General features: G+C 60.1%; 17 protein-coding genes and 1 pseudogene. 6 read left to right on the top strand and 12 right to left on the bottom strand.

From position 1 onward, the window contains the following. The first annotated feature begins 178 nt into the window (after positions 1–178). Positions 179–916: a metallophosphoesterase gene (locus tag ASE04_RS03845; protein ID WP_056812253.1), complete on the top strand. Its 738-nt coding sequence runs from the start codon at positions 179–181 to the stop codon at positions 914–916. Here the strand turns inward: ASE04_RS03845 and ASE04_RS03840 are convergent, their stop codons facing one another. The 8 genes and pseudogenes from ASE04_RS03840 to ASE04_RS03810 form a co-directional block, all read right to left on the bottom strand. Further along, positions 917–3,277: a polysaccharide biosynthesis tyrosine autokinase gene (locus tag ASE04_RS03840; protein WP_056812249.1), complete on the bottom strand. Its 2,361-nt coding sequence runs from the start codon at positions 3,275–3,277 to the stop codon at positions 917–919. It lies immediately after the preceding gene. Beyond that, a complete protein-coding gene (locus ASE04_RS03835) occupies positions 3,274–4,290 on the bottom strand; it encodes a glycosyltransferase family 2 protein (RefSeq protein ID WP_056812246.1) in 1,017 nt (338 codons plus the stop codon). Before ASE04_RS03835 ends, ASE04_RS03840 begins: the two co-directional genes overlap by 4 nt. Further along, a complete protein-coding gene (locus ASE04_RS03830) occupies positions 4,287–5,213 on the bottom strand; it encodes a glycosyltransferase (RefSeq protein WP_056812243.1) in 927 nt (308 codons plus the stop codon). Before ASE04_RS03830 ends, ASE04_RS03835 begins: the two co-directional genes overlap by 4 nt. After that, a complete protein-coding gene (locus tag ASE04_RS31110; RefSeq protein ID WP_056812402.1) occupies positions 5,213–6,208 on the bottom strand; it encodes a glycosyltransferase family 2 protein in 996 nt (331 codons plus the stop codon). The genes ASE04_RS03830 and ASE04_RS31110 overlap by 1 nt, the downstream gene beginning before the upstream one ends. Positions 6,209–6,283: 75 nt before the next feature. Next, positions 6,284–7,417 (bottom strand): annotated as a pseudogene (locus ASE04_RS32015) (glycosyltransferase); the annotation flags it as partial. Between the two features lie 35 nt (positions 7,418–7,452). Further along, positions 7,453–8,244: a glycoside hydrolase family 16 protein gene (locus ASE04_RS03820; protein ID WP_056812399.1), complete on the bottom strand. Its 792-nt coding sequence runs from the start codon at positions 8,242–8,244 to the stop codon at positions 7,453–7,455. A gap of 5 nt (positions 8,245–8,249) precedes the next feature. Continuing rightward, a complete protein-coding gene (locus ASE04_RS03815; protein ID WP_056812396.1) occupies positions 8,250–9,371 on the bottom strand; it encodes an acyltransferase family protein in 1,122 nt (373 codons plus the stop codon). 196 nt (positions 9,372–9,567) lie between these two features. Beyond that, on the bottom strand, positions 9,568–9,780 hold the full coding sequence (locus ASE04_RS03810; protein ID WP_056812240.1) for a hypothetical protein: 213 nt from the start codon (positions 9,778–9,780) through the stop codon (positions 9,568–9,570). A gap of 127 nt (positions 9,781–9,907) precedes the next feature. Between ASE04_RS03810 and ASE04_RS03805 the strand changes: the two genes are divergently transcribed. After that, positions 9,908–10,876 carry a glycosyltransferase family 2 protein gene (locus ASE04_RS03805; RefSeq protein WP_056812237.1) on the top strand — a complete coding sequence of 323 codons (969 nt, stop codon included), beginning with the start codon at positions 9,908–9,910 and terminating at the stop codon, positions 10,874–10,876. Here ASE04_RS03805 and ASE04_RS03800 read toward each other — a convergent pair. Together ASE04_RS03800 and ASE04_RS03795 are read right to left on the bottom strand one after the other, a co-directional pair. Next, positions 10,873–11,874, bottom strand: coding sequence for a glycosyltransferase family 2 protein (locus ASE04_RS03800; protein WP_056812234.1), 1,002 nt, complete (start codon positions 11,872–11,874; stop codon positions 10,873–10,875). The genes ASE04_RS03805 and ASE04_RS03800 overlap by 4 nt on opposite strands. A 133-nt stretch (positions 11,875–12,007) precedes the next feature. After that, a complete protein-coding gene (locus ASE04_RS03795; RefSeq protein ID WP_056812230.1) occupies positions 12,008–12,280 on the bottom strand; it encodes an exopolysaccharide production repressor protein in 273 nt (90 codons plus the stop codon). A 769-nt stretch (positions 12,281–13,049) separates the two neighbouring features. Here ASE04_RS03795 and ASE04_RS03790 point away from each other — a divergent pair. The 4 genes from ASE04_RS03790 to ASE04_RS03775 all read left to right on the top strand — a co-directional run bounded on the left by ASE04_RS03790 (position 13,050) and on the right by ASE04_RS03775 (position 17,417). Continuing rightward, on the top strand, positions 13,050–13,730 hold the full coding sequence (locus tag ASE04_RS03790) for a sugar transferase (RefSeq protein ID WP_056812228.1): 681 nt from the start codon (positions 13,050–13,052) through the stop codon (positions 13,728–13,730). 74 nt (positions 13,731–13,804) lie between these two features. Beyond that, complete coding sequence (locus tag ASE04_RS03785) at positions 13,805–15,076, top strand: polysaccharide biosynthesis/export family protein (protein WP_056812225.1); 1,272 nt, start codon at positions 13,805–13,807, stop codon at positions 15,074–15,076. Between the two features lie 9 nt (positions 15,077–15,085). Further along, a complete protein-coding gene (locus ASE04_RS03780; protein WP_056812223.1) occupies positions 15,086–16,351 on the top strand; it encodes an O-antigen ligase family protein in 1,266 nt (421 codons plus the stop codon). Positions 16,352–16,409: 58 nt separating this feature from the next. Continuing rightward, a complete protein-coding gene (locus ASE04_RS03775) occupies positions 16,410–17,417 on the top strand; it encodes an acyltransferase family protein (RefSeq protein ID WP_056812220.1) in 1,008 nt (335 codons plus the stop codon). On the opposite strand, the gene ASE04_RS03770 is transcribed toward ASE04_RS03775, so the two are convergent. Both ASE04_RS03770 and ASE04_RS03765 read right to left on the bottom strand, forming a co-directional pair. Further along, positions 17,412–20,606: an efflux RND transporter permease subunit gene (locus ASE04_RS03770; RefSeq protein WP_056812217.1), complete on the bottom strand. Its 3,195-nt coding sequence runs from the start codon at positions 20,604–20,606 to the stop codon at positions 17,412–17,414. The two genes, ASE04_RS03775 and ASE04_RS03770, sit on opposite strands and share 6 nt — an antisense overlap. Beyond that, positions 20,603–21,778, bottom strand: a complete 1,176-nt coding sequence (locus ASE04_RS03765; protein WP_056812214.1) for an efflux RND transporter periplasmic adaptor subunit — start codon at positions 21,776–21,778, stop codon at positions 20,603–20,605. Before ASE04_RS03765 ends, ASE04_RS03770 begins: the two co-directional genes overlap by 4 nt. Positions 21,779–22,100 lie beyond the last annotated feature (322 nt).

Below are 22,100 nucleotides of genomic sequence, written 5' to 3'. Positions count from 1 at the left end.
CAATCATGCCAAGGGTCTAAGGAATGCTGTATCGCTCACGCGATGGTAAGACCGGTTTTTCTAGAAATACGGGTGCTGCTGGAATTTTATTACGCGCTTGATTGTCGTAAGCAGCGGGATAGTTATGTGTCGCTGGCAGCATTCGACAGCCGCGACAGACGATAATGCGAGGTTTTGTATGGCATCGACCGCCCGAACGCGGCTTCATATCGATCCCGGCGACATGCCGATCTACGCCATAGGCGACATTCACGGCAGGCACGATCTGCTTGAGCGCGCCGAGCAGGCGATCGTTGAAGACGCTTCGAAGCTACCGGGCCGTAAGCTCATCGTTACGCTGGGCGACTACATAGACCGCGGGCCTTCGTCGGCGCAGGTGATTTCCCATCTCATGGCGCCGCCGCCGCAGAATTTCGATCGTGTCTGCCTGACCGGCAACCACGAGATCGTCATGCTCGACTACATCGATGGGCGAATCTCCTTCAATGATTGGCTGCCGATGGGCTCGGACGAGTTGCTGCGGTCGTACGGGCTGGATCCGGATCAGTTGCCGTTGATCTTCCCGACAGCTGCCAAGCTTGATGCGTTCATCAGGCAGTCCCTGCCGAAACCTCATATCGACTTCCTGCGATCGCTGCCGATCCTCGTCGATACGCCTGACATTCTCTTCGTGCATGCGGGCATCGAACCGAGCCTGTCGCTCGAGGAGCAGAGCGATGACGATCTCGTCTTCATCCGCCATCGCTTCTTTGAAAGCCCGGTGCCGCTTCCAAAGCTTGTCGTTCACGGCCATACGCCGGTCGAGAAGCCCGATGTACAGCCGGCGCGTCTTAACCTCGACACCGGCGCGTTCCGCAGCGGACGGTTGACGGTGGCGCGGTTCTGGCAGGGCCGCGTCCACCTTTTCTCGACCTGATCAGGTGCCGGCTTCTGCCGGCTCACGCGCCTTCGGCGTCTCGTCCGCGTAGTAGCTTACATATTTCGAGCGATAGCGCTCGGCTGCGCCGAAGTTCGTGAACTTGCCAAGTTCGGTCATGTCGGTCTTGTTCAGGATCACACCCAGAACCTTCGACTTGATTTGCGGCTCGGCGTTGAGAATATCACGCACGACGTTGGTCGGCGTCGATCCCCATTCGGTCACGAACAGGAAGCCGTCGACCTGCGGGGCGAATGCCTTGGCGTCGATGACAGGACCGAGAGGCGCAAGGTCGACGACGATATAGTCGAACATCTTGCGGGCATTTTCCATGAGGTTGAACATGCCCTGCGATGCCAGCAGTTCGCTGGTGTGCATCAGATGGTCGTTGGACAGCACCGGCAGGATGGCAAGCTTGCTGACCGGGTCGACCTTTACGGCGCTCGCCCATGGAACCTCACCAAGCACGGCCTCCACCAGACCGTACTGGGGCGGGGTCCGCAGCATGCGCGTGAGGCCGGGATTGCGAAGGTCGGCGTCGATCAGGAGGGTTCGCTTGCCGCTGGAGGCGAGCAGGGCGGCGAAATTGGCCGCTGTCGTGGACTTGCCTTCTCCCGGCATCGCCGAGACCACGCCGATGACGCGATCCGACTTGCCCTGGAACATCACGTCGCTTGCCAGCTTGGCGTTGCGCAGCGTTTCCGCGAAGACCGAGCGGGGCGCCTCGAGCACCACACGCATGATACGTTCGAAGGTGGCGCCGCTGTCCGGGGCTGGATCGCTCTGCGGCGGCGCGGCCGTTGCTGCCTTCGGGCGGAAGATTTTCTTTTCGCGCGGGCCTTTCCCAACGAGCGGCAGATAGCCCAGGAATTTCAGACCGAGAATCGTGCGAACGTCACCCTCGACGCGGAAGAAGCGTTCGCGGAATTCCTGGAATGCCGTCAGCGCGCCGCCAGCCATGAGGCCGAGTACGATGGCGAGGCCGAGGGTCATTGTCTTCTTCGGGCTGGACGGCGAAACCGGTACGCCAGCTTCCGAGATGACGCGCGCCTTGGCGATCGGGAAGGACTGCTGTTGTGAGGCTTCCTCATATTTCCCGAGGTAGGACTCATAAAGCGTCTTCAGCGCAGCGGCGCGCTGTTCCAGATCGTTGAGCTGAACCAGCGACTTGTCAGCTTCGGAGTTCTTGCCGGTCAGGTGATCGATGTTGGCCCGCAATGAGGCTTCACGGGAACGCGCGACCTCGAACTCATTGCGATAGCTTGCGGTCAGCTGCTGCAGTTCCTGATAGATCTGGCGGGAGACATCCAGCTTCTCAGAGCGCAGCGCAACGGCCTGGGGATGATCCTCGCCAAAATTGGTCGTCACTTCCTGTTCGCGCTTGCTGACGGTGATATAGCGGGTTCTCAGATCCTTGATAACACTGTTATCCGCCTGGCCGGCCGAGACGGCGGCGTTATTGACGGCGCTCTCCGGACCAAGATCGATGATCGACTTGAACTGGTTGTAGCGCGCGGAAGCGCTGGCGGTGTCGGCCTGGGCGACGATCAACTGCTTGTTCAGGTCGGCAAGCTGCTGCTCCGACATCAGCTCGCCGTTGGCTGAGGTCAGGCCGTTATCGGCCTTGAACTTGGCCACTACGAGAGCTGCCTGCTGCGAGCGTTCGCGCAGGTCAGCCAGGCGCTGCTGCAGCCAGACTGATGCGCTTTCAGTCGCGTCGAAGTTGGCGTTGAGCTGGTCGCTCAGATAGGCGGTTGCATAGGCTTTCGTGATGCGGGCCGCGAGCAGGCGGTCGGTCGAGCGGAACGAAACGGCGAGAACCGCGCTTCGGTTGACGCGTGATACCGCCAGCGCGTCCTGCAACAGAGCCGCGGCCTTCTGTCGGCGGCCGTTGCGGGCATCATTTTCGTTGGCGGGAAGCTTTCGAGGCAGCAGCGCGCTTGCAATCAGTTTGACGCCGGCCTTCACCAGGGCGGCGGGAGACTGCGGCGGCTCGAGGATGGTGTCGTTGTCCTGCAGTTTTTCGGCGTCGACGACCCTCAGCGCCAATTCGTTGGACTTCAGGATTTCGACGGCGCTTGCGATCTGCATGTCGATCTGCTGCGAATTCGCGACAGGCGGGGCATCCTGCGCATAGCGCGTCATGCTGTCGTCGAGCAGGATTTGTGTCATCGACGTGTATTGCGCGGTCGCAAACAGCAGATAAACAACGGCGATCGCCACCATGGCGCCGACGCAGAGGGCTACCGAACCCGCTCTCCGGATCACAATTGCAATCAGCCGATCAATGTCGATGAAAGAGTCGGAATCGTCGGCCGGTTTCGCCAGTGTGCTGTGCAAGGTGAGGTTCCGTTGGTTCATGGCTCTATCCTTTGCGGGGAGCGGGTCGTGCCATCGATGGCTGGGAGATCGGTATCGGCGCCAGTCAGTTTCCGCAGGGGCATCATCGCGCGGTTGAGCCGGGCGAAAACAGGCATGCGTAGGTGAGCCAACGCGCCCGGATCGTTCCAGGCAGTTCTGATCGCGCTGAAGACCGATCGATCTTTAATGTTCTGGACGAGCACGAGAAAGGCGCGTCCCTTGTGAAGGCTGCGTGTCCGAAATGTCTGCGCTGCCGCAGCTTCGGAATCCAGCCGGTGATGTTCGAGGAAATTCTTATCGCCCTCAATCATGTCGTCGATGTGATGAAGGGCAAGTACGCGCGAAATGGAGCCCGCGCGGATGTGATAATCGTAGCCGACAGCGGGCTCGATGACGCAGCGACCGCCAAGCGCCAATGCGGCGGCAAGGAAGAGGTAATCCTCGCCGATCCGCAATGCCTCGTCGAATTCGAGGCCGTGGCTTTCGATGAAGCTGCGCAGGAATACCGGCTTCAAGTAGCCGAAATTGTGGGTCGACTCGAAGAGCGCGTTGGAGCGGATGAAGGCCGACAGGGTGAGTTCAGGCGTTTCCCGCAGCGTGCTTTCGGCAAACATCGTCTCGGCGGGCGTGCCATCAGCCCTGATGACGCGGAGATTGTCGACGGCAATCTGGGCGCCTGCCTTTTCGGCACGCGCGATCATTTGGGCCATGCGCTCGGGCGCAACCGCATCGTCGGAATCGAGCACCGCCAGCCAGCGGCCTTTGGCCTCGGCGATCGCGGCGTTGCGCGCCACCGACGGTCCGCCATTGCGGGGCAGGGGCAGCAGGCGGACGTTCGCGCCGGCATAGCTCTCAGCAACTGCTCTCGTCTCGTCCGTCGAGCAATCGTCCGCGACGATGACTTCGACCGAAACACCGGTCTGTGCCAGCGCGCTGTCGATCGCCCGGACAAGGGTGTCGGCCGCATTGTAGGCTGCGATGATGAAGGTGACATCAGGTGCCGATGGCGTCATGCAGCCTCCGCCGTGCCGTATTGACGGATTTCGCGGATTCCGAGCAGCCCGCTGACGACGCCGGAGTGCATGACGCCGCGAAGGCCGTAGCGGTAACGCGGGACAGGGACGACGACGCATCCGAGTGCCGCAACATAGCAGAAGGCGGCTTTTGCGGTGGCCAATCCGATCTGTCGCAAGCGTTTTACGCCGGTGCTCTTTTCGAGCAGCAACCGGCCATGCGTCTGGCCGAAACGGAAGCGGCGTTTGGCGAGCCACACCAGATCGGCACGGTTTTCCGTGACCGGTTCGTACACGTAAGCCTTCTCCGCATAGGCGATCGCGCCGCCCTCGGCATGCATCTCAGCGAAAAATTCCGTGTCCTCGCCTCCGGTCCGTCCCAGTGCCAGATTGAAGCGGCGGCCGGCCACATGCGGCGAGCCAAGCCGTAACAGGACATTGCAGGTGTAACCAGTGCGGATCTCGCCGCCGACCCAGACGGGCAGCGTCGAGTGGAAGTCGCCGTGGCGCATCCAGTCCGGCGCGGTCGATGAATAGACGCTGCGCACAGGGCCTAGCACTGCGTCCGCCTTGGTCGCGACCGCGGCGGCAAGCAGTTCGGAGATCCACTCCTCGCTCGCATCCTCGTCATCGTCGATGAAGGCCAGAAAGTCGCCGGTCGCGGCTTCCAGGCAGGCATTGCGCGCGATCGAGATGTTCGACGCGGGGCAGTGGACGTAGGCAATCTCGTGGGGGATGGTGGCGCGCAACGCTTCCACACGCTCACGCGCGCTTGGCACCTTGTCATTGTCGGCAACGATGATGCGCAGATCCACATTCTCGGGAACCGACAGCACTGCAAGCGAAAGAAGCGCCTCGTCGAGCGAGGCGCGGCGATAGGTGCAGACGCCGATATCGATCCGGGTCGTATTCCGTTCGTTCATCACGAGGCCTTTCGTCCACGGAATTTGAGAAGCTCCATCCAGAAGCCGGCCGACCAGGCGAAATGCATGATCATGGCCGAAACGGCCGCGAGCGGCCCATAGGGGTTGCGCTGTCCAACCGCCATCCAGAAGCCATAGCCGACGCAGGCGACCGCCCAGAGGCTGAACGGAATGACCGCGGCCCAGTTGAGGACGGCAAGAAAGGCGCCGATGAATACCGGCACGACCAGAAGCGGCAGCATCTGCCTCACGCTCGGCATGCTGCGGTGCTTGAGAATGTTCTTGGCACGTCCGCGTCCATAGCCGATGTACTGCCGAAACAGCGTCGCGATGCTCGACCGCGGGTAATAGATCATCCGCGTCTTGTCGGTCATCCAGATGCCGAAGCCTGCCTTCTTCAGACGATAATCGAGTTCGGCGTCTTCGTTGTGGCTGAAGGTTTCGTCGTATCCCCGAACGGCATCATATGCGGCAATCCGCATCAACGCGTGGTGACCGTGATCGGCCCAGTGGCCTTTGGCGCCCTGGCGATGCTTGGAGCCGCCGTTGCCGAGTTTCGAATTCTGGGCAAAGGCGGTTGCCTTCTGGAAGATGCCGAAACCAACCGTTTCCATCGCCACGACGACGGAGTCCGCCTGGGTGCGGATCGCTTCGCGAACGAGCTGGCGGCAGTAGTCATCAGGATAGTCGCCGTGGGCGTCGATGCGGATCAGGTATTCGTAGTCGCGCCCGAAGGTGGCTACGGCAAGATTGATGGCGGCGCTCTGGATGCGGCGGGGATTGTCGAGCAACAGGATGCGGGGATCGTTTGCGCTGCGCGCTGCGACAATGTCCCGGGTCGCATCGCGGCTGCCGCCGTCGGCGACGACGATCTTCGCATTCATATGATCGAGCTCGGCGCCCAGCTTGTCGAGCAGCGCACCGATATGTTTTTCTTCGTTCAGGCAAGGGATGATGATGAGACTGGAGACGCTCTTACACACATCAGACTTCATGTTTGTCCACCCTTCTTCAGATACGATTTGCTCAGGGATCACACCGGTTTCGCCCCTCTCTGCGAAGTCCGGTACGAGGCGGGAAAGGCTGTCGACGAGCGCTTCGAAGTCGCTGCGGTCGGCGAGCCATGTCTTGCGGTCTTTGGAAGCGACCGCTTCGGCAAGGCTCTGGTAGCGCTCGCCGGTCATGCTGGAAAACAAGGCGTCCAGCGCCACGGGGCTGGCTTCCGGAAGAGCAAGGCCGATGTCATGTTCTTGCAGGAAGTTGGCGGTCTGGGTGCCCTCAAGGGCAATCGGCACCGCACCGTAGAGGCATCCTTCGTACAGCCGGTTCGGCAGCAGCCAGCTCGAATTCAGACCCTCTTCGAAAAAGTCGATCGCCCATGAAAAATGGACGTCGTCATAGATCGCACGGAGGTCCTCCGGGTTTCGATAGGGGCCTTCGAACCGCATGTAGGGTTCGGCGGCGACGAAGCCGTCGAAGTCTTCGAATTCCGAGTAAGCAGGACGACCGCGAAGAACGATTTCGACGCGGCCCTGCATGTGACGAGAGAAATCGGCGAGCAAATGCAGGGACTTGCGGCAACGGAGCGCGCCGAACCATCCGATTTTCCACGGCTGTCCCGGCTGCTTCAACGGGCGGGCGAAGGAGGGTTCGATGGCGTTGTCATCCAGAGCGATGACCTTGTTTTCGACAAGCAGCGCCGGTGCCCGAACACCGGATCGGGGTTCGAAATACTGCTCGATGAACGCCGGCGAGCTTGTGAGGATAAGCTTCGCGTTGCGGCCGAAGCGGGCCTCGGCGCCACGGACTACCTTGCCGATCGCGTCGTTCCTGGTCAGGAGACGATGAATGTCCAGGCACTCGTAGACAATGGGGACGTCGCCGCCGTAGAGGGCGTTGGCCCTGTGAGCGACGGCAAGCGCTTCCAGATTTCGTCCGATGACGACATCCGGTTTGGCTATGCCCGCAAGCTTGGTCTTCAGGCCGGCTACGGCGCTGACGACTGCCCCGATGCGCTGGGCGAATTTGGCGTCGCTGGTCTGCCCGAGTTCGATCGGGCGCACTCCATGCACCTCCGCCAGGCTGTTCTCCCCACGCCGGAAGCCCGCTAGGGTGACGTCGGCTCCGCCCTCGCGCAGCATCAGGACCCGCCGGCGAACGGCTGGATCGGCCAGATCATGCACGAGGTAGAGGATTTTCAGCATCGAGCGTCCTTTTCCGGTGTGAAAGCGGGAGCGACTTAGTTCAGCGCGCATGCGATGGAGTCAGGGAACTGGCACTTGTCGCCGGTCGCCGTGTAGGCGATCCGATCGATCTGCATTGTGGTGGGTGCGGTGTAGGCGAAAGCGCCCATCCAGTTCGCAAGCGTATCCGTGCCCCACAGGCTGAGGAAAATCTTCTGCGGGCTGGTCGGAATCTTCGAGGCGTCGGTGACGTCCTGAACGAGCTTGCCGTTCAAATAGTAGCGCAACCGGCCGGGCTCCCAGACGAAGGCGTAGTCGTTGAAGCCGTCATCGGCCTTGCTGCCGACCGGCACCAGCTTCTCGTGGCCGCCTTTCGCCTTCACATACTGGTTTACCTGCACTTCCGACGTATTCTTGCCGAGCACCTCGAAGTCGATCTCGTCGTGTTCCTTCTTGTCGGTAGGGCCGATGTAGGTGAAGAACGCTGAATTGAGACCTGAGCCGGCGGCTGCTTTCAGCCGGGCTTCGTAGACGCCGTAGCTGTAGCGCTTTGTGGTCTGGATCTCGCCACAGAGATACTTGCGGTCCTTGGATTTTCCTTCTGCAAAGCCGAGGTTCAGCATGCCGCCATCGACCTTTGCCTGGCTCTTGGACCAAGTGCAGTTCTGATGGGCGCCATTGTTCCAGCCATCGGAGGTGTACCAGAAGGCCTTGTCGAGCTTATCGAAGTTTTCGACGAACGAGGTTCCGCTTGCCTGCTGCGCGTAGGCAGCCGGCGCCGACGCAAACGCGGTGCCGGCGATGACAAGAGCGGAAGAAAGAGTTCGTGCGCGGGTGAGTTTAATCATGACGATCACCTCTGCTGAGAAACGAGTTCGGGACGGATGGTGCCGGCGGACGGTGTTCGGTCCGTCGGCTTCTTGGTTCTTCCGCCGGTCAGGATCGCGTAAAGCCGAGGAGCGACCCTTCGGCACGCGGCGTTCGAGACGGCGAGGAATGGAAACAGAAGTGCCAGGGAAAGCACGAAGAAGATCGGATAGGTGTCGATCCCCGACTTGCCCCAGACGATCCAGAGCAGGATCAGAATCGGGTAGTGTGCACAGAAGATCCAGAAGCTGAGGCTCCCGGTCTTCGAGAGGCGCTGTCCGATCTGGGTCTTGATCAGCGGCGCCGACAACAGCCAGAAGCCAAGGGCGCCGGCAATAGCAAGCGTGTTGCGCAGCAGCTGGATCCAGTCCGGCACCTGCGGTCCAGCCAGATAGATCGCGGTCGCGAGGAGTGCCGAACTTGCCAGCAGCAGGGCGATGCCGACAGGCGCGAACCGGTCGAGAGCCTTGAGGTCGATATTGTAGAGCCCGACATAGATGCCGAGGCTGAAGCTGAACAGGATCGAGCGCTTGAGGACGATGTAGAGCGGCAGCTCGGGAACGAGCGCCACCACCAGCAGTGCGGTCAGGGTGATCAGCGGCACGCGGCTGATCAGCAGCGCCAGCAGCGGCGAAATCAGAATGCATACGAAGAGATCGCGCAGGAAATACAGCGGAACGTTGACCGGGAAATCCTCGATGCCAAACAGATGCGTGAGCAGCTCGCGCGCCGAGGCATGCCAGGGATCCGGCACATATCCATCACCGATGCCGAGCGCGAGTGCTGCAAGGATCGCAAGGAAGAAGGCCCCGTTCCAGATCAGGAACGGCAGCAGCACGGTCTGCGATTTGGTTCGCACCGTCTTCAGATAGCTGAAGTTCTCAAGCCCGCCGCGAAACAGCAGGTAACCGGAGATCGCACTGAGGCACGGAACCCCGACGCGAAACAATGCTTCGGTCAGAAAAACCCTGAACCAGTCGAACGCGCCATACGTCCCGTTGAAGGGACTGCTTTTGACATCGAATGGTATGTGGACGAACACGATGCCCGAAATGAGCACGATGCGCATCAGGTTGATCCGCGACGATACGTTGGAGTCAACAGTCACGTTGTCAGTCACCCCTTTTGGGCCGCATCCCCCATGCGACCGTTTCAATCAGAGCAGACTCGAGCCCGCGTCTCAAAAGCTAGAGCGAATTCCCGGAAGAAAATATGGCACTGCAGCAAAAACTCGCGGGAGGTCCCGCTTCGACACGTCTGCTACCTGCCGTTACGGAAGGTGAAAAACTCGCCATGAGCGCGTCTCAGAGCATCCGCAAAGCCATGGTCAGCAGTGCATAGCAGAAATCGATTATATTCATTTGGTTAGCGGTTCCGCCGGCGCGGAGGACGCCAAAAGTTTTTCCGTATTGGTGAAAAATATCTGCATCGCTGAGCGGCGAAGCTGTGCCGATTGTGGCCGAAATGTGGAAATTGGCGTTGGGCAGGTTTGTTTTGATACAGGCAGCCTCAATCACCGAGTCTGCCGGCTTTGACAAAATTCGGACGAAATGACCCTGATGCTTTCGCAGTGCAGCAGGTTGTCCAAGGCGTCCTGCCGACTAGATGCAGCAGCAGATAACTCGAACCCTTCAGGGAGAGCGCATGGCGACGTTCACGATCATCATTCCTTTTTACCAGCGCGAGGACGGCATCCTCCGCCGCGCCTTGGCATCAGCCTTTGCGCAGAGTTTCCAGGATTTCGATGTCATCGTTGTCGATGATCAGTCGCCATACGCGCCTTCCGACGAATTGGGACCGCTGCCGTCGTCCGAGCGCGAGCGAATCACGGTTATCAGCCAGCCGAACGCTGGCCCGGGTGGTGCGCGCAATACGGGGCTCGATCATGTTCCTGCTGCCACTCGCCATGTCGCCTTTCTCGATTCGGACGATATCTGGGCGCCCGATCATCTCCAGAACGCGCTTACCGCCATGGCGACGCTCGGCGGTGAATGCTATTGGGCGTCGATCGAAGGCGGGGAGGAATTCGACTATCACTTCGGAATCGCGGCGCTAGAACAGATCGAGGGTGCGAAGCGCCTCATGGACAGTCCGCTCATTCTCGAAGTCCCCGATATCGCCGGCGTGATGATCGGCAACTGGGCCTTCCTGCACATGTCCTGCATGGTGATCGGGCGTCCGCTGATCGAGACGGTACGCTTCGACGCGGCTCTGCGATTGGCGGCTGAAGATGTGCTGTTCTTCTGCGATAGCATTCTCGCCGCCCGCCGGGTGCTGCTCTGCGGCGATGCCGGGGCGTTGCGCGGGGAGGGGATCAACATCTTCCACGGCGTCGACAACACGTCGCCGGAATTCCTGAAGCAGCAGTTCATCACCTGGATGGCGCTCGATCGGCTTGAGAGCCGCTTCCGCAGCCGGCCACGCGAGATCGCCGCGATCAAGGCACACAAGAGCACGACCCGGCGGCAGGCGCTGTGGAGCCAGGTGAGCCTGCTTCGCCGGCGCCAGCGCCCTGATTTCGGACTGCTGGCGCGTTGGGCGTTTCAGGATCCACGTCTTCTGCAGAGCGCCCTTGAGCTTGCCGCCGGAAAACTCGTGAAGTCGCCCTCTTAGGCGGCTGTCGCCTCGAGAAGATATCTCAGGCGGCCGCTTCCCGCCGTCGCCGAGACACCGGAAGGATTGCGCCAGCGTTCCGTCTTGTCGGCAAGAATGCCGCCCGCGATCGCCGGGAAGGCGGCCGGGTGCCCGACCGCATACGCCAGAGCGGCGGCAGGGCCGTTCTGCGCCTTGAGGTCAAGGAAACGGCGTAGCTCGTACTTATCGCGCACATGCTTTTCGTGGCGGCGAACGGCCGCCTTTGCATCCGGCGTCAGCGCGTGGGTGTCGAGAAGGGCGCGGTCGGCTTCATAGAGCCGGCGCAGATCTTCGGTGCGATGACGTCCGCTGAGCGAGTCACCCCGAACGACAGCGCCGTAGCCGCAGCTATGGATGATCTTGTAGCGGGCGCCGAGGGCCAGAGCCCTGATGTAAAGATCGTAATCCTCTCCTAGACGCATCTCCTCGCGGTACCTGAGGCCATGCTGGTTCAGGAAGCTGCGACGCATGACCGGCTTGAGAAAGCCGATCTCGCCGCGCCGGACACCGCGTTTCGAAATGTTGCCATCGACGAAGGCGGCCAGATCGAGAAATCGGGGGTTCTCAGCAAAAACGTCGAGATGGTGGGGGGCTTCGGCAGCCGTATCCGCATCAACGAAGGCGATGTTGTCGGCAACGAACTCCCAGTCGTCAGCGGCGATCATGCGCTGGAAGCGCCCGGCAAAGAAGAAGTCGTCAGCGTCTAGGATCGCGATCAGCGGCGCGGAGGAGATTTCGATCGCGTGATTGCGGGCTGCGGACGGCCCCTTGTTCTGTTCGAATCGGGCAATTGTCAGCCGGCCGCTGGCGTCATCGGCTCGTTTTGCCGCCTCTGCGGTACCGTCGTTCGATCCATCGTCCACCACCACGACCTCGGCCACCTCGGGCTCGCGCAGTGCGGATATTACAGCGGTTTCAATGGTGTCGGCCGCGTTCTTGGCGGCGATGATGACGCAAATATTAGCCGTTTGAGCCACGCTTTACCTCCGTTGTTTCGCCCAAGAACTAGGACGTCGGAGCGCGACAAACAACGCATGAGGAGTCAATTCGTGTTACGAAAGGGTCGCCGGACGCCGGGACGGCGCGCTACAGACAGAGCTCGTCAGGGGCTCAGCGGTTGAACGGCTCGGAGCTTTTGAACGGCGTTACCGAAAGCTTTTCAGGCTCTTCAGCACGGCCCTGAGACGGCTGGCGGGCGCGGCGTTCCCTGCTTTCCTTCCAGACGAGATAGAGCACGCCACCGAAGTATCCGGCCTGCAAGAGAATCACGCAGATCACGGTCTTGATGATCGTTCCGGAAAGAGAGCCGCTCAGCCAGTATGTCGCCACAGCAAAAACGCCCAGGGCGCCGAGCATGCTGACAAAAACGCGAGGTGCATACATGTGTTGCCTCCCCATCGAAGCGTTGTTCAATGAACTTTCATCGGACGCAATCGCTTCACCAGGCTATTAGTGCGGTTCTGTTTTACAGGACTTCTGCGAACAACTGAAGCACTGGCGCCGTTTTTTACGTCGCGAGGTCGGTAGTACAAGCGTGATCTTAAATGTTTGTTCCGAGGATTGGTAAAAATGCCACTTACGAAAACGGCGCCGCGGCAAATCACCGAAGATCATTAAGGATCGGCTATTTCTTCTGGTTGTGATGAATTTGGCAATACACGCAGACGTTTTTGCCTTAATCGGTCTTCCAGGGCGTTCCCAAAACGGTTTTGCGTTCAACTTTTATTTCAAAGTTTTAATTTAAACCGATTTGTGAGTGCGGCGCAAAAATCGTGCTGCGATGCAATAAAACTGGTCATTTAAAGATCAAATTGGTCGTTCGGACAGAAGCAATCCACGATTGTCATGACTTCGCGGCGATGCACCTCAACAACATAACCTTCAGTATTTTTACGCGCTACAGAGATTTGGGAAAGTTCTATTGGGACACGGTGTAATCTTTTCAAAAGACAACCCCAACTTTAAAGTTGTTTAAGCACGTGCTGAAGAATTAAAAAGTTGAATGAACGGTCGTAAAATGTGCGTGAAACGATCGGTCTTAAAAATGTGGCTTAAAAAAACAAAATCCGCTCATACACTTCGATCTCGTCAGCGCTAGCTAAGCGGCCTGAGCCTACCCGACCAAACGGCAAACATAAGTGGAGTTACCTCTATGAAGTCTGCGACGAGATCGGACAGTTCGCCATTCTATGGCGCAGTTCATGAACGCGTGTTCCCGCCCACCGGCGGTTTCGCAAAACGGGCATTTGACGTGTCCGCCGCCTGCCTCGGGCTCCTTCTTCTGAGCCCGATCTTTTTGATGGTGATGTTGCTGGTGAAGCTTTCGGACAAAGGTCCGGCCTTCTACGGGCATCGCCGTATCGGCCATAACGGCCAGGAATTCCGTTGCCTGAAGTTCCGCACCATGGTGACGGATGGCGACAGGGTTCTGCAGGACTACCTGCGTAACAATCCGCAAGCCATGGATGAATGGCGCAGCACGCGAAAGCTGCAGAACGACCCGAGGGTGACCACCGTCGGTACCGTACTGCGCAAGCTGAGCCTTGATGAGCTTCCACAGCTCTTCAACATCATTCGCGGTGAAATGAGCATCGTTGGCCCACGACCTGTCGTGCGCGATGAGCTCGAAATGTACGAGCATGCTGCGGTCTACTACCTGCAGTCACGCCCGGGGCTTACCGGCCTCTGGCAGATCAGCGGACGCAACGACGTTTCCTATGCGGCGCGTGTTGCCTTCGATACCCACTATGTCGAGAACTGGTCTCTGGTTCGGGATGTCGTGATCATCGCTCGCACTATCCCGGCGGTCTGCGCTCAACGCGGCAGCTACTAAGCGGATTATTCTTCTACCACCGAGCCACTGCACGACGGGGCCTAGCCAAGTCGTGCCGAAACACGGGGAAATTCATGAGAGATTGCTTCATCGAGAGCAGAGCGGCCCGAAAGCGCGCTTTGCGATCGAGCATCGTGCTGGTCGCCGGATTGACTGGCGTCCTGCTTTCTTCGTCCATTGCCAGTGCGGATGACTATCGCCTTGGCGTCATGGACAAGCTCAAGATTCGCGTTGCCGAATGGCAAACGGCCGACGGGACGATACGGGACTGGTCGGTCGTGAGTGGGGACTACACAGTGGGACCCTCTGGAAGCATCTCGCTTCCGTTCGTGGGCGACATGCCCGCTTCCGGAAAGACGACGGATGCTATCGCGCAGGAGATCGGCACGGCACTGCAGAAGCAATTTGCCTTGAAGGATAGACCGTCCGCTTCCGTCGAACTGTCGGAATACCGACCGGTCTATCTATCCGGCGACGTGGAAAAGCCGGGTGAATACCCGTTCGCCCCCAACCTTTCCGTCGTAAAGGCTGTCAGCCTTGCTGGCGGTCTGCGCCGCGCCGATGCCGGCCAGCGCTTTGCCCGCGATTTCATCAACGCCAAGGGCGACGCTGTCGTCTACATGGCGGATCGTGCCCGTCTGCTGGTGAAGCAGGCACGATTGAAGGCCGAGGCCGCCGATCAGGAGGGCTTCGAAACACCGAAGGAACTTCAGGACAAGCCTGAGGCAAAGGCTCTGGTCGCCAGCGAAACGGCGCTGATGAAGTCGCGCAAGAAGCGACTGACTCTGCAGCTGCAGGCGCTCGACGACCTCCGGGCATTGCTGCAGAGCGAAGTCGAGACGCTGGCAAAGAAAACGGAAACGCAAAGCCGCCAGTTGCAGCTTGCGACCGAAGACCGCGACAAGGTCGAGGATCTTGCCGAAAAGGGTCTTGCGCTCAGCGCCCGGAAAATGGCGGCCGAGCAGCGCGCCGCCGATATCGAGGCGACACTTCTCGATATCGACACCAATTCGCTGAAGGCCAAGCAGGACATCAGCAAGGCGAACCAGGACGAGATCACGCTACGGAACGATTGGGACGCACAGCTGGCCCAGGAGCTGCAGAGCACCGAAGCCCAGCTCGATGAGCTCGATCTGAAACTTCAGACGAGCAACTCGCTCATGTCCGAAGCCCTGACGCAATCGACCGACGCAGCGCGTTTTGACACCACCAGCGGCGCGGCGAGCATTGCCTATTCCATCATTCGCGAAGTCGATGGAAAGCCGCAGGAAATTCCGGTTCAGGAAAACACCGCACTGCAACCCGGCGATCTCATCAAGGTGACCGCCGGGCTGTATATGAGATAACGAGGCAGTATGCGTATCGCAAAGTCGGCTCTCATCCAGCCGGGCAGGAACGCTGCGTATGCGATTCCGGCCGTAGCATTGTCGCTGTTTTGTTTCGCCTACTCGATCAGGTTCGGGCAGGCGGCGATCCTGCTGTACTATGCGCTCTGGCTGCCTCTGATCGCGGTCGATTACCGCAAGGTGCTCGGCAGCTACAGCCGCTATCTCTGGCTTTTCGCCTTTGCGATGCTTGCCTTCCTTTCAGTCTTCTGGTCGGCGGTTCCAAGTGTCTCGCTGCGCGCCAGCATCCAGTATCTGACGCAGGTGATCTGCGCGCTGATTGCCGTCAGGGTGCTGGACATTCGTACGCTGACGCTCGGGATGGTCGCGGGTGTCGGGATCGTTCTCGTTTACTCCGTCCTGTTCGGTTATTACGAATTCGATCCGCTCGACGGGACCTTCAGCTTCGTTGGAGCCTTCGCCTCCAAGAACCAGCTCGGATTCTATGCCTCTCTTGGGCTTCTGGTCTGTTTCTCCGCGGTCTTCATCTTCGGCGAGCGTCGGATTTGGATGATGGCGGCGGGTGTTGTCGGCCTGCTTTCGGCCTACTGCCTTGCCGTCTGCCAGTCGGCGACGTCGGTGCTGACCACTGTCGTCGTCCTGGCGCTGGTCATGGGGTTGCGCATCGTTCTCGAGCTTGCGCCCGGTCACAGAAAGCTCCTGATCGTGGGCGGCGGCGTAGCGTTTGTCGTTCTTGCCGTCGCAGGGGTCTATCTCGGTGCCGTGGATGCGGTGCTCGGGATTTTCGGCAAGGATTCCACGCTGACCGGCAGAACCTATCTCTGGCAGCAGGGTATCGAGGCCGCAGGCCAGAATCCCATTTTCGGGGTGGGCTATCAGGCCTATTGGGTCCAGGGCTTTTCCGAGCCGGAACGGCTTTGGGAAGAGTTCTTCATCGGATCGCGCAGCGGCTTCCATTTCCACAACACCTATATCGAGACGGCGGTGGAACTCGGCCTCGCCGGCGTCTTCACGCTTGCGGTGACGCTGCTCCGGATATTGTGGGGCCATCTGCGGCGGTTCATCGAAGATTTCAGAAACGACGAATCCTACCTGCTGTTTTCGATCGCCGTGCTTCTGACGATCCGCTCCTTCGTGGAGATCGATATCCTGACGCCCTACAACGTCGGAACGTTCCTCTTTTACTTTGCGGCCGGAAAACTCGCGACCTCGTCTCGCGTTTCCGCGCCCGGGATTTGGCGGCGACAACGACCGTCAGAGCCCGTTCTGTCATAGCAGCTCACATCATTTCGCAGTTTTCGGCCGGGATTGACCGGCCGCTTGAGGTTCCCGGATGAAAACTCTTTACGGCATCCAATATTTGCGCGCGTTCGCCGCTTTCGCTGTCGTCGTGTTTCATGCGGCGGAGAGGGTGGGCGAGCATTTCGCGATTGGCGCGGCGGGCGTTGACGTGTTCTTCGTCATCAGCGGCTTCATCATGTGGGTCATCAGCGACCGGCGGCCGATCACGCCTCAGGCCTTCCTGCTTGATCGCGTCAAACGCATCGCTCCGTCCTACTGGCTGGTGACCGCGGTCATGATCGCGGGCGCCATGGCTGGCCTGTTCCCCAATCTGCAGCTGACGGCCGAGCACATCTTCGCGTCTCTGTTCTTCATTCCGATGCGCTCGCCGAGCAGCGGGGAAATCTGGCCGGTTCTCGTCCAGGGATGGACGCTGAACTTCGAGATGTTCTTCTACGCGATCTTCGCTGGTGCCCTGTTCCTGCCCAGGCATCTGCGGCTGGCGTTCCTTTGTGTGGTCTTCGGCGGCTTCTTCCTCATCGGCGTCTTGGTACACCCGACATCGCCGGCACTTTATACCTACACGCGTCCGATCATTCTGGAGTTCCTCGGCGGTGTCCTGCTTGCGGAGCTCTGGCTTCGCCGGTGGATCGCGGGCACCAGCCTCGGGCTCGCCTGCGTGGGCGCGTCGCTCTCTGGTTTCGCCGCGATCTTCCTGATGGGCGCCGATTTCGATGAGGCGATCTGCGGGCCGCTGGCGATGGCGCTCGTCTACGGCATGGTGTCGCTGGAGGCCGATGGCAGCATCGGTCGCGTGCCGCTGCTGACCTATCTCGGGGATGCGTCCTACTCGATCTATCTCTGGCACACGCTTGCGATCTCGGTGATCGTCAAGGCGGCAGGCCTGCTCGAACTGTCTGCCACTGTTACCATAGGTGCAGCCGTCATCGGCGGGACGTTCGTCGGAGCCTTGGCCTACGAGTTTGTCGAGAAACCTTTCAGACGGATCGTTTCCCGCGCGAGTTCCAAGAATGCCGAACTCGCGCGACGGGCTTCATGAGGCGGTTTCGGACGCCGCGCTTTCGGGTGCGGCAGCGTCGTCAGGGCGCGAAGCCGGCTTTTTCCGGCGGCCACGCAGGACGACATAGAAAACTGGCGTCAGGAACAGGCCGAAGATCGTTACGCCAAGCATCCCGGAGAAAACGGCCGTTCCCAATGATTGGCGCATTTCGGCGCCGGGGCCGGTGGCGATCGCGAGCGGCAACACACCGAAAATAAAGGCGAACGCCGTCATCAGGATCGGGCGAAGGCGAAGGTGGCTGGCCTCCACGGCAGCCTCCACGGCTGACTTCCCTTCCTCTTCAGCCTGCCGGGCGAATTCCACGATCAGGATGGCGTTCTTGGCAGCGAGGCCGATCAGCACGATCAGACCGATCTGCGTGAGGACGTTGTTGTCCATTCCTCTCAACCAGACACCGATCAAGGCAGCCAGCACGGCAAGCGGGACGATGAGGATGATCGCCAGCGGCAATACCCAGCTCTCGTATTGAGCCGCTAGCGCCAGGAAAACAAACACGACCGACAGGATGAATATGTAGATCGCCGTGTTTCCGGTGTGCGTTTCCTGGTAGGCCAGTTCCGTCCATTCGAACGTGGTTCCCTGTGGCAGGATTTGCGCCGCCAGCGCTTCCATCTTCTTGAGGGCATCGCCGGTCGAGGTGCCGGGCGTCGGATTTCCTTGCAGCGGCACAGAGACATACATGTTGTAACGCTGGACAAGCGTAGGGCCGCTTGCGTCCTGAATTTCCATCAGGGTGCCGAGGGGCACAAGCGCACCCGTCGCCGACCTGACCTTCAGGGCGAGAATGTCTTCCCTATCCATTCTGTACTGCCGGTCGGCCTGCGCCCGAACCTGGTAGACGCGGCCGAACGCATTGAAATCGTTGACGTAGGAAACGCCAAGGTTGATCGACAATGCGTTGAAGATATTGGGGATCGGCACATTCAGGAAGCGAGCCTTGTCGCGGTCGATCGCGAGGTAATATTGCGGGCTGGTATCCGAGAAGGTCGTGAACACCCCGGTCAGCCCCGGCGTGGTGGCCGCGGCACCCATCATCTGGCGGGCAAGGCCGAGTACGCGGGTCATATCCGCGTTATCAAGATCGGAAATCTGCATCTTGAAGCCGCCGGAGTTGCCGACGCCCCGAACAGATGGCGGCGGGATGGCAATAATGAAGGCTTCCTGGATATTCTGCAGCCTGCCGTACAGCTCGCCAATGATCTTGTTGGCCGTCTCGCCGCCTTCCTCGCGCTCGGCGAACGACTTGAACGGCACGAAGACGACGCCGGCATTCGAGGCATTCGTGAAGGTCGCTCCGCTGAAGCCGGCGAACTGCACGGCGTTGCCGACGCCGGGAACTTGTCGGGCGATGTCGCCAACCTGCTTGACGACGGCGTCCGTACGCGCAAGCGATGCGCCGTCCGGAAGCTGTACGACGACGATGGCGTAGCCCTGGTCCATCGTCGGGATAAACCCTGACGGGACCTTTGTGCCCATGTACCAGGTTGCGCCGAGCAATCCCGCGAAGACCAGCAGCGAGGCGGTGAGACCCACCCAGCTGCTGACCAGATGCCGGATGATCCACGAGTAGCCGGCACTCATTCGATCGAAGCCGTGGTTGAAACCGTCTGCCAGGCCGCGCACGAAGCGTGTTGCGATGCCGGCGCGCTTGGTCTCGTGGTCATGGCTCTTCAGCAGGATCCCGGCGAGCGCCGGAGACAGCGTCAGCGAGTTCAGGGCCGAGATTGCCGTGGTCACCGAAATCGTGACCGCGAACTGCCTGTAGAACTGGCCCGATATGCCGGGGATGAAGGCAGTCGGCACGAAAACGGCGATGAGGACCAACGAAATCGCAATGACCGCCGTGCCAACTTCATCCATGGTGACGTGCGCGGCTTCCTTCGGCGTCATGCCGCGCGCCAGATTGCGCTCGACGTTCTCCACCACGACGATCGCATCGTCGACGACGATGCCGATCGCCAGCACCAAGCCGAACAGGGTCAGCATGTTGAGCGAGAAGCCGAACGCGAGCAGCACGGCGAAGGTGCCGATCAACGACACGGGTATCGCCACGATGGGGATGATCGCCGTTCGCCAGGACTGCAGAAAAACAAGGACGACTATGGCCACTAGAATCGCCGCTTCGGCAATGGTTCGATAGACCTCCGAAATCGAGTCCGAGATGAATTCGGTCGTGTCGTAGACGATCCGATACTCCAATCCCGGGGGGAAGTTCTGCGAGATATCCTTCATGAGCGCCTGAACCTGATGCGCGGTATCCAGCGCATTTGTTCCGGGCCTGGCGAAGACGCCGAGGGCAACCGCGGGATCGTTGTTCAGATAGCTGTTGGTGACGTAATCCTGCGCACCGAGCTCGATACGGGCCACATCCTGCAACGCGACCAGTCGGCCGCTGGCGGTGGATTTGACGATGACGTATCGAAACTGACGGACATCGGAAAAGCGCCCTTCGGTTCGCACCGTATACTCGAAGGCATTCTTGCCGGTAACGGGAGGCGCGCCGATCTTGCCGCCTGACACCTGGACGTTCTGGTCGCGGAGCGCCGAGACGACATCATCCGATGTCATCTGGTAGGCGGAGAGCTTTTCCGGATCGAGCCAGATTCGCATCGAATACTGGCGCTCGCCAAAAATCTGCACGTCGCCGACGCCATCGAGACGAACCAGGGTGTCGCGGATGCGGTTGCGCGCGTAGTTCGAGACGTAAAGCTGGTCGTAGCGATGCGACGGCGACAGCAGATGGACGACCATCATCAGGTCCGGCGAACTCTTGTCCGTGGTCACCCCGAGCCGCTGCACCTCTTCGGGAAGGCGAGGCAGGGCAATCGAAACGCGATTCTGGACGAGAACCTGGACCTTGTCGAGGTCGGTGCCGAGCTTGAAGGTAATCGTCAGCGACATGGCGCCGTCGGCGCTGGAATAGGAGGACATGTAGAGCATGTCCTCGACGCCGTTGATCTGCTGTTCAAGCGGTGTCGAGACGGTGTCCGCGATGGTCTGCGGATCGGCTCCAGGGTAGGATGTCCGCACAACGATCGTTGGCGGCGCTATCTCCGGATACTGGGCCACCGGCAATTGTGTGTAAGCAATGCTGCCGACGACGAGGAAAACGATCGAGATGACGGCCGCGAAGATCGGCCGGTCCACGAAGAAATGGGCAAATCTCATTGGCCGCTCTCCGGGATGGCGGAATCGGGCGGCGTATCACGCCGTTCTTGCGGCAACTCCGTCATCTTAGGAGTGATCGTTGCGCCGGGCCGCACGCGCATCAGCCCATTGACGACGATCGTTTCGGTGCCGTCGAGGCCTTCGCGAATGACCCGGTAGCCATAAAGGCGCGGACCAGGCCGCACGGGCGCGGTCGAAACCTTTCCGTCCGGGCCGACGACATAGACCACGCGCTCGTTCTGGTCGGAGCCGATCGCCTCGTCGGGGACGAGAACGGCCTTATAGGTGTTGGAGGCCTCGACCTGGATGCGCCCGAACAGGCCGGGCTGAAGGACGAGATCAGGGTTGGCGAAGCGAGCGCGGAGCCTGATCGTGCCGCTTTGGTTGTCGATCCGGTTCTCCGCGAAATCGAGCTTTCCGATGAAGGGCTTGGCGTTGGGATCACTGATCGTCACCGTCACGTCGACGCCGCCGCCGCCCTGCTGCAGGACCTGGCCCTTCTTGCGCGCGGTTTCGGCGAAGTTCAGCAGCCGGCGCTCATCGACATCGAAATAAAAGTCGATCGGGTCGAGCGAAACGATTGTCGTCAGTATCGATTGGTCGGCCTGGACCAGGTTGCCGATAGAGATCAGGCGACGATCGATACGACCGCTCAGGGGAGCGGTGATTTTCGTATAGTCCATATCGAGAGCAGCGCGATCGGCTGTTGCCTGCGCGCCTCGGACGTTTGCCTGTGCCGAAAGCCACTCGCGACGACGGTCGTCGAGGATCGAGACGGACTGACTGCCGCTGGTGGCCAATGACTCGGCCCGTTTGAACTGCGCATCGGCGTAGGTGAGGGTGGACTTGGCCACTTCGAGCGCCGCGTTTGCCTCGTTCAACGTGGTGATGAAGGGCCGCTGGTCGATCACGAAAAGCAGGTCACCTTGCTTGACGATGGCGCCGTCGGTGAAGTGCACTTCCTGGAGATAGCCGCCGACACGGGACCGGACAGAGACCTCGTCCACCGGCTCGAAGCGGCCGATGAACTCGTCGTTGTCGACAACATCGCGTACCACGGGCTTGGCAACCGTGACCGGTGGGGGAGGCGGGGCGCCTTGGGCAAGAACGCATGTGGCAGGCAGCATGACAGCAGCGCCAAGCACCAAAGCGTGTCGGAGCAGTGAAAGCATCGCAGTCCTCCAGGGCGGCGCGTGCCGCTTTCAGGTCGAAGAAATCAAACTGTTCATTTGCTGCTGGTTCGGATGAAAAGCGCTTCATCCGCATGTCTGCTGCTGTCGGCGCGGGTATCGTTATGCGAGACCCGGGATGCACTTGCATTCTTAACGGTGCAGTATCGCGTGATGACCGGCGCGAGCGGCGGTAAGTATCTGTAGAAGGTATATAAACGGCGTCCGCTGAAAAATGCAAATGCGGGATGGTTGCAATTCAGTGGAGCTTGAAACGCCATGCGTGCGCGCGTCCGGTAGGCAGGACATCGCTGATGTTGGTGAA

It is taken from the genome of Rhizobium sp. Root708 (genome assembly GCF_001429725.1).
Taxonomy (GTDB): Bacteria; Pseudomonadota; Alphaproteobacteria; order Rhizobiales; family Rhizobiaceae; genus Rhizobium.
The sequence above is the reverse complement of the archived record's forward strand: the minus strand, read 5'-3'. Positions and strand labels throughout refer to the sequence as shown.

Bases quoted from the DNA above. Each gene is read 5' to 3' on its own strand.
- ASE04_RS03845 (WP_056812253.1), top strand. From the start codon at position 179: ATGGCATCGACCGCCCGAACGCGGCTTCATATCGATCCCGGCGACATG.
- ASE04_RS03840 (WP_056812249.1), bottom strand. From the start codon at position 3,277: ATGAACCAACGGAACCTCACCTTGCACAGCACACTGGCGAAACCGGCC.
- ASE04_RS03835 (WP_056812246.1), bottom strand. From the start codon at position 4,290: ATGACGCCATCGGCACCTGATGTCACCTTCATCATCGCAGCCTACAAT.
- ASE04_RS03830 (WP_056812243.1), bottom strand. From the start codon at position 5,213: ATGAACGAACGGAATACGACCCGGATCGATATCGGCGTCTGCACCTAT.
- ASE04_RS31110 (WP_056812402.1), bottom strand. From the start codon at position 6,208: ATGAAGTCTGATGTGTGTAAGAGCGTCTCCAGTCTCATCATCATCCCT.
- ASE04_RS03820 (WP_056812399.1), bottom strand. From the start codon at position 8,244: ATGATTAAACTCACCCGCGCACGAACTCTTTCTTCCGCTCTTGTCATC.
- ASE04_RS03805 (WP_056812237.1), top strand. From the start codon at position 9,908: ATGGCGACGTTCACGATCATCATTCCTTTTTACCAGCGCGAGGACGGC.
- ASE04_RS03795 (WP_056812230.1), bottom strand. From the start codon at position 12,280: ATGTATGCACCTCGCGTTTTTGTCAGCATGCTCGGCGCCCTGGGCGTT.
- ASE04_RS03790 (WP_056812228.1), top strand. From the start codon at position 13,050: ATGAAGTCTGCGACGAGATCGGACAGTTCGCCATTCTATGGCGCAGTT.
- ASE04_RS03785 (WP_056812225.1), top strand. From the start codon at position 13,805: ATGAGAGATTGCTTCATCGAGAGCAGAGCGGCCCGAAAGCGCGCTTTG.
- ASE04_RS03780 (WP_056812223.1), top strand. From the start codon at position 15,086: ATGCGTATCGCAAAGTCGGCTCTCATCCAGCCGGGCAGGAACGCTGCG.
- ASE04_RS03775 (WP_056812220.1), top strand. From the start codon at position 16,410: ATGAAAACTCTTTACGGCATCCAATATTTGCGCGCGTTCGCCGCTTTC.
- ASE04_RS03770 (WP_056812217.1), bottom strand. From the start codon at position 20,606: ATGAGATTTGCCCATTTCTTCGTGGACCGGCCGATCTTCGCGGCCGTC.
- ASE04_RS03765 (WP_056812214.1), bottom strand. From the start codon at position 21,778: ATGCTTTCACTGCTCCGACACGCTTTGGTGCTTGGCGCTGCTGTCATG.